At 67.9% G+C, this 6,400-nt stretch carries 9 protein-coding genes; all 9 read left to right on the top strand.

Annotated elements, in window-relative coordinates:
- The first annotated feature begins 420 nt into the window (after nucleotides 1-420).
- The 9 genes from LJE61_RS01070 (at nucleotide 421) to LJE61_RS01110 (ending at nucleotide 6,268) form a co-directional block, all read left to right on the top strand.
- On the top strand, nucleotides 421-1,011 hold the full coding sequence (locus LJE61_RS01070; RefSeq protein ID WP_296917139.1) for a putative molybdenum carrier protein: 591 nt from the start codon (nucleotides 421-423) through the stop codon (nucleotides 1,009-1,011).
- Nucleotides 1,012-1,197: 186 nt separating this feature from the next.
- Entirely contained in the window at nucleotides 1,198-1,791 is a 594-nt protein-coding gene (locus tag LJE61_RS01075; RefSeq protein WP_296917141.1) for a hypothetical protein, read from the top strand.
- A gap of 395 nt (nucleotides 1,792-2,186) precedes the next feature.
- Nucleotides 2,187-2,711, top strand: a complete 525-nt coding sequence (locus LJE61_RS01080; protein WP_296909213.1) for a Na+/H+ antiporter subunit E — start codon at nucleotides 2,187-2,189, stop codon at nucleotides 2,709-2,711.
- Nucleotides 2,708-2,974: a monovalent cation/H+ antiporter complex subunit F gene (locus LJE61_RS01085; RefSeq protein ID WP_296909215.1), complete on the top strand. Its 267-nt coding sequence runs from the start codon at nucleotides 2,708-2,710 to the stop codon at nucleotides 2,972-2,974. The genes LJE61_RS01080 and LJE61_RS01085 overlap by 4 nt, the downstream gene beginning before the upstream one ends.
- On the top strand, nucleotides 2,971-3,306 hold the full coding sequence (gene mnhG, locus LJE61_RS01090) for a monovalent cation/H(+) antiporter subunit G (RefSeq protein WP_296909217.1): 336 nt from the start codon (nucleotides 2,971-2,973) through the stop codon (nucleotides 3,304-3,306). The genes LJE61_RS01085 and mnhG overlap by 4 nt, the downstream gene beginning before the upstream one ends.
- Nucleotides 3,303-3,575 (top strand): hydrogenase subunit MbhD domain-containing protein, encoded by a 273-nt coding sequence (locus tag LJE61_RS01095; protein ID WP_296909219.1) that lies wholly within the window; start codon nucleotides 3,303-3,305, stop codon nucleotides 3,573-3,575. The genes mnhG and LJE61_RS01095 overlap by 4 nt, the downstream gene beginning before the upstream one ends.
- Nucleotides 3,562-4,257 (top strand): MnhB domain-containing protein, encoded by a 696-nt coding sequence (locus tag LJE61_RS01100; protein WP_296909221.1) that lies wholly within the window; start codon nucleotides 3,562-3,564, stop codon nucleotides 4,255-4,257. The genes LJE61_RS01095 and LJE61_RS01100 overlap by 14 nt, the downstream gene beginning before the upstream one ends.
- Nucleotides 4,254-4,757, top strand: coding sequence for a sodium:proton antiporter (locus LJE61_RS01105; protein ID WP_296917143.1), 504 nt, complete (start codon nucleotides 4,254-4,256; stop codon nucleotides 4,755-4,757). Before LJE61_RS01100 ends, LJE61_RS01105 begins: the two co-directional genes overlap by 4 nt.
- Before the next feature lie 8 nt (nucleotides 4,758-4,765).
- Complete coding sequence (locus LJE61_RS01110) at nucleotides 4,766-6,268, top strand: complex I subunit 5 family protein (protein ID WP_296917145.1); 1,503 nt, start codon at nucleotides 4,766-4,768, stop codon at nucleotides 6,266-6,268.
- Nucleotides 6,269-6,400 lie beyond the last annotated feature (132 nt).

A 6,400-nucleotide genomic window follows, 5' to 3' on the forward strand; every position in this document is an offset into this window, starting at 1 on the left:
CGTGCAGCACGCGCCGATTGAAGGCGAGCCAGGTCAGCTCGCGGTTAAGGTAGAGCGAGGGGTCGTCCAGATCGATGTCGTCCGGCACGGGCGGGACCAGCTCGACGATCGTCTCGAAATCGGCATCCTCGTCGATGGCCTCTTGAATCTCGTTCTTGTTCATCATGTTGCGTTCTCTCGGACGGCAAGTCTGCGGGTGAGGACAATCCGGTTATTCTAACAACCGCGACACAGACGAAGATGGCGGTTTCGTGACGCGACTCTGCCTTGCCTGCAACCTCAGCGCAAGACCACGTCGTGCCGGACGCGAGATCCGTGGGGTATGGCGTCGCTCGAGCCGCTCGATTCAGACCGCACCAGCGAGGGGCTGCCCGCGCCGACCCCGGTCATCCTGATCGCCAACCGTTCAGAGTAAGCCGCATGACCCGATTCCCCGACAAGCTCAAGCTCAAGGAGAAGGCGGAGGAGGATCTCTATTTTGCCCGTCAGGACGCGGCGCTGCGCGCGGCGCGCGCGCGCGGGCCGGCTTCGACCCAGCCCGGGGTCCGCGTGATTTCCGGCGGCCAGACGGGCGTCGATCGCGCCGCCCTGGATGCCGCGATCGGGCAGGGCATCCCAATCGGCGGCTGGTGTCCGCTCGAGCGGCGTGCCGAGGACGGTCGTATACCGGACCGCTACCCGCTCCAGTCGACCCCGAATGCCGACTATGCCGAACGAACCGAGTGGAACATCCGCGACAGCGATGCGACGTTCATTCTCTTTCGCGGGACCCTGACCGGCGGCACGCGCCTCACGGCCGAGCTCGCGCGCCGTCTCGGCAGACCCCTGCTAACGCGCGACGTATTGAAGGCCGTGGATGTCGATGCGATCGCCGACTGGCTGGCCGCGAACCGGGTACATGTCCTCAACTGTGCGGGACCACGTGAGAGCGGGGCGCCGGGGATCGAGGAGGATGCGAAACGGGTGCTGACAGCGGTCTTTCGGGCTTGGGCGCGTGCTCTCGCCGGATAATGCCCGGTCGCTCCATCCCCGGCTGCGGTCTTTCCGTGACTGGTTGGAGGCCAACAAGGGTCGGATTCCGCCCGGAGGCTGACACGTTCGGGTTCCGGGGGGGCCGAGGATGCCTCGACGGGCCGAGCAGGCCTTAAACACCTGTGCGGATGGTAAAGTGCCGGTATGCAGCCCCGGATCATCGTCATGTCGATCACCGCGCTGGCCCTCGCTCTCGGTCTCATGCGCTTCGTGAGCCTGTTCCAACCCGCAGACGCCCCGTCGGTCAGAGCGGGTCTTGCCGAGCCAAGCTCGGCGACGGCCGAGACAGGGCCGGCGGGGGTCGCCGGAGGGGCGGGCGGCCGACACGACACCTCGGGGGAGCCTCGTCGCGCCATCGCCCCCTCTCGCAGCAGCGAGTGGCTCGAGCCGCCGGTCTCCCTCGAGCTTGAAACCACCGCCGCCGGGCCGCCGATCTCCCTTGGCAGACCGCTGGATGCGGACCCCGCTGGAGCCTCGGAGCCGATCGGACCCGATGACGGACCGATCGACATCGGCCCCCGGATGGATGCTGACGATCCGCTGGACGACCCGGTGAAGACGTCCTCCGGGTCACCGATCAACATCGGCGAGCCGCTCGATGCCGACCAAGGTGCCCCGCCCCTCAGTGACGAGGACCCCGTGAGTATCGGCCTCGAGCTCGACGCAGACGACCCCCGAGGCTGGGACCTGGATGCCCCGGCGCCCCCGGGGGTCGAGATCGGCGAGCGCGTTGAGGCGGGAGCGCCCCGGAACCGATGAGGCAGTGCGAGGGGCACCACAGTGTGGGATGGGGGCATGCCTTCTGGACGCCCTTGTGTCTTGTGCGGACACGGACGGGGTTAGGGGTCTGTCCGCCTTGTGCGATCGTCGCGGGCCGAGTGGGACAGGGAGGACAGATTTGACCGATATTGAGGCGCGTAGTGTGCCTATGTTAACCCGAGGAATCGGTCGGATACGGACCGCTGTCCCGGTGGTGCAGCAGACCGCCCTCAAGTCAGACGGGCTCCTACGTAGTCCGCCGGGGTATGCGCAGCCTCATGATTCGTCGTAGACTTCCCACCGGCAGTCTTGCCGATCCGTCTGCTCGGGGCCGATGACCAGTCCCCAGGCGGCGTGATTCCGAAACATCCGCCCCGTCGTGTTGAGGCATGCGAATGAATCACACCTCCGCCGATCCGCGGCCCTCGGTGGGTCATTATCTCTTCTCGGTCCTCGTGCTTGCGCTGCTCTGGCTGCTGTTGGCCGGCAGCCTGAAGGCCGCCGAGCTGACGGCGGCGTTCGCCGTCGGCGCCGTGGTCACCGCGATGACCGGTTCGCGCCTCGCTGTGCTGGCTGGTGTGCGGCTCTCCCCCTTGGCACCGCTGCACCTGCTGCGCTACCTGGCGGTATTCCTGTTCGCCCTGGTGCGGGCCAATCTGGACATGGCCCGTCGCGTGCTGTCGCCGTCGCTGCCGTTGCGCCCGGCCGTGGTCGAGGTCGAGACCAGACTGCGCTCGTCCCTGGGGCGCATGCTGCTCGCCAACAGCATCACGCTGACTCCCGGCACGCTCGCGGTCGACGTCCGCGGGGACAGGATCCTCGTACACTGGGTCGATTGCGCGCCCGGGACCGACCTCGATCAGGCGACTCGGGCGATCTCGCACGCCTTCGAGCGGCACATTCGCGGGTTTCTCAAATGACGCCCAATCTTCTCGAGACCCTCGCGGCCATCCTGCTGGGTGCGGCCCTGCTGATCGCGCTGGTGCGTTTCGTCCTCGGTCCAACCGCACCGGATCGGGTGGTGGCGGCCGACACCCTGACGGTGATTACGACCATCGCCATCGCGGGTCTGGCCCTGGTGCTCGCGAGCCCCGTCTATCTGGATGTCGCGCTGGTCTTCGGCGTGCTGGCCTTCGTCGGCGTAGTCGCCATCGCGCGGGCCATCGAAGGAGGGCGCTCATGAGGCTGATCGCGGATCTCTTTCTGCTGATCGGGTCCGCTTTTGCGTTCCTCGGTGCCTTGGGGCTCCTGCGGATGCCCGACGTCTACAACCGGATCCAGGCCGGCACCAAGGCGGTCACGCTTGGCGCATTGGCGTTCCTGATCGGCGCGGCGCTTCTCTTCCCCCAGTGGTGGGCAAAGCTGCTCTGCATCCTCGGGTTCATCCTGTTCACGAGTCCGGTGTCCTCCTCCACCATCGCGCGGGCCATCTATCTCTCCGGGGTCAAGCCCTGGCAGGCGCGCGCACCCGAGTCCGGGCCGGTCTCCGCGGAGCCGACGGAGGGCCGGCCATGATCACCTGGGTGGCCTTGGTGGTGGTCGTCTTGATGCTGGCATCGGCCGTTGCCGTACTGCTCCTGCGGAGCTTCGTCGCGGCCGTCGCGGCGAGCTCGGTGGTGGGGCTGGGCCTGACGGTTCTGTTCGTGCTGATGCGCGCGCCGGATGTCGCCATGACCGAAGCGGCGGTCGGCGCCGGACTGAGCGGTGTCATCCTGGCACTGGCGTTGCGGCGGCTGGGCCTTTGGCACATCGAAGCGGCTGCGGAGGATCGTGACCGTGCGTAACCTGGCCTCGCTCCTGTTCGCGGGCGGCCTGGCTTTCCTGCTCCTGGCCATCGCCTCCCAGCTCGCATTCGGCACGCCCTCGATGCGGGTCGGCGCCGAGATCCTGGCCGTCGCGCCCGACGAGGTTGGTGCGGCCAACCTGGTGACCGCGGTCCTCCTGGGTTATCGGGGGATCGACACGCTCGGCGAGCTGGCGATCCTCTTTGCCGCCGCCACGGCCGCCGGGGTGGTGCTCGGGCGCCGCCATGCCAATGCGCGGCGCGACCCGCCGGGCGGCGAGGTGCTGCGCACCGGCGCGGATCTGCTGTTCCCTTTGTTGTTGGTCGTAGGACTCTATGTGATCGCGCATGGTCATCTCACGCCGGGCGGCGGTTTTCAGGGCGGCGTGATCTTGGCCGCAGCGTTCTTCGTGATCATACTGGCGCAGCCGACGCGCCATCTGAGGCATTCGCTGATCAGCTGGATCGAGGGGCTGGCCGGGGCCGCATTCATCCTGATCGGGCTCTGGGCACTCGTGGAGGACGGCGACTTTCTGGCACCCCTCCTGGGACAGGGCGCGATGGGCGAGCTGCTCTCCGCCGGCACCCTGCCGCTCCTGTCCCTTGCAATCGGGCTGAAGGTGGGTGCCGAGCTGGCCGGAATCATGGCCCACATCGCCGAGGCGGAGGCGCCGGACGCATGATGTCGTTCACCTTCGAGACCGTCGTCCTGATCGGCGCGCTCGGGCTCGCCGTGATCGGTGCGCTCGGCATGGTGATCTCGAATCATCTGTTTCGTATGTTGCTGGCCCTGGCCATCGCCGAGTCAGGTGCCAACCTCCTGATCGTCCTCACGGGCTTTCGTGCCGGCGGGGTCGCGCCGATCCTGGGGGCCGGCGATCCCGCAGCATCCATGGTCGATCCGATCCCGCAGGTGCTGGTGCTCACGGCGATCGTCATCGGCGTCGGTGTTCAGGCGCTGGCGGTCGCGCTCCTGATCAAGGTCTACCAGGCCTACGGGACACTCGACGTCCGCGAGCTGCGCGACCGCATGGATGCCGACGTGGCAGCCGCGGCCGGGGTGGAAGCTGACGCCAGTCAGGACGCGCCGGCCGGGGGACGCCCCTTGTCGCCTGCGCCGTCGCGGGGAACGGCAGGATTCGGTCGGCGCAGCCCCGCGCCTGCCGATGGGCTGCGCCCATGATCGCCGACATGACACTCTCCCGCCTTCTTGCCGCCGATGTCGGCTACCTGGTACTGCCTGTGGTCCTTCCGCTGCTTGGCGCCTTCCTGATGCAGCCGCTGGCGCGGGTGTCTGCCCGCGGGGCGCGCATACTGGGACCCCTGCTGCTGGTCCTCTCGGCCGGGATCACCGCACAGCTCTGGCTCCAGCTCGGGGATGCCCCGTTCAGCCTGGCGATAGGAGGCTTCGCCGCCCCACTGGGCATCCTCTTCTATGCCGATCGGATCGCGCTGCTTTTCGCACTCGCCATCCCTGTCTTCGCGCTGCTCTTCTGGCCCGAGTTTGGCCCGGGGGCGGGCGGGCGCGACCAGGCCGCGCGCCGCGACGCGCTGATGCTCCTGCTGGTCGCGGCGGCGACCGGCCTGGCCCTGTCGGGCGATCTGTTCAACATCTACGTCTTCTACGAACTCGCGGCGGTCGCCTCCTTCGGCCTGGTCGCGCTCACCGGGACCGGACGCTCGCAGGTCGCGACCTTCCGGTATCTCATGATCAGTGCCTTCGGATCGGTCTTCGCCCTGCTGGGGATCGCCATTCTTTACATGCAGACGGGTACTCTGAACCTGGCGCAGATCGCCCAGCTGGCACCCGAGACCCTGCCGAATCCGATCGGTCTCGCGGCCTTCGCGCTCATGCTCATCGGCTTCGGGGTCAAGGCCGAGCTGTTTCCGGTCAACACCTGGGTTCCGGAGGTCTATGCCGGCGCGCCGGCGCGGGTCTCGGCGCTGCTCGCCGGCCTGGTCTCCAAGCTCGCGGTGCTGGTCGTCGTTCGTCTGCTGGTGCTGATCTTTCCCCAGCCCGAGGCCGCTGAGCTGATGCTCGTGCTCGGGGTGCTCGGCATCCTGACCGGAGAGCTCGCGGCCTGGCGTGCCAAGGACTTCCCGCGGATGCTGGCCTTCTCCTCGATCGGTCAGCTCGGCATGGTCTTCGTCGCCTTCGCCATCAGCGGCGAGATCGGCCTCCTCGCCGGTCTGGCCGTGATGCTCCACCATCTGATCGTCAAGTCCGCCCTGTTCGGGTTGGCGGTGCGGTGGAGCGGATCGCTCGAGGCGCTGAGCGGCGCGGCCGGTGTCTCGCCGCTGGCTTCGGCCCTGTTCGTCCTGTTCGCGCTCTCCTTGATCGGCGTGCCTCCCCTACCCGGGTTCTGGGCGAAGATACTGGTGTTGATCGGTCTCGCGGAGGGCGGGACCCCACTTGACATGATGGCCCTGATGGCACTCCTCCTGGCGACGGCGATCGAGGCGAGCTATCTGTTTCGTGTGGCCATCCGACTCTATGAGGACACGCCCACGCCGGTTCCACCGCCCGCCCGCCGCGATCTCGGCGTGGCCGCCTTGCTCGGGGCGCTTCTGCTGGCAGTGACGGTCGGCCTCAAGCCGGTCGCCGATCGCCTGGGGGAGGACGCCGCTCAGTTGGGCGAGCGCGCGCTTTATATCCAGACCGCGCTCCCTTCGCACGTCGCCCGAAAGGATTGAGCTCATGACCCACCTGACGTCGTTGGACCAGCTCCTGCTGCTGTCGGCGCTGACTCTGGCCCTCATGCTGGTGCTGGGGCGGACGCGGATTGCGGGTCGCCTTGCGGTCGTCCTGTATGGCGCGCAGCTCCT

The organism is Thiocapsa sp. (genome assembly GCF_022340925.1).
Lineage (GTDB): Bacteria > Pseudomonadota > Gammaproteobacteria > Chromatiales > Chromatiaceae > Thiocapsa.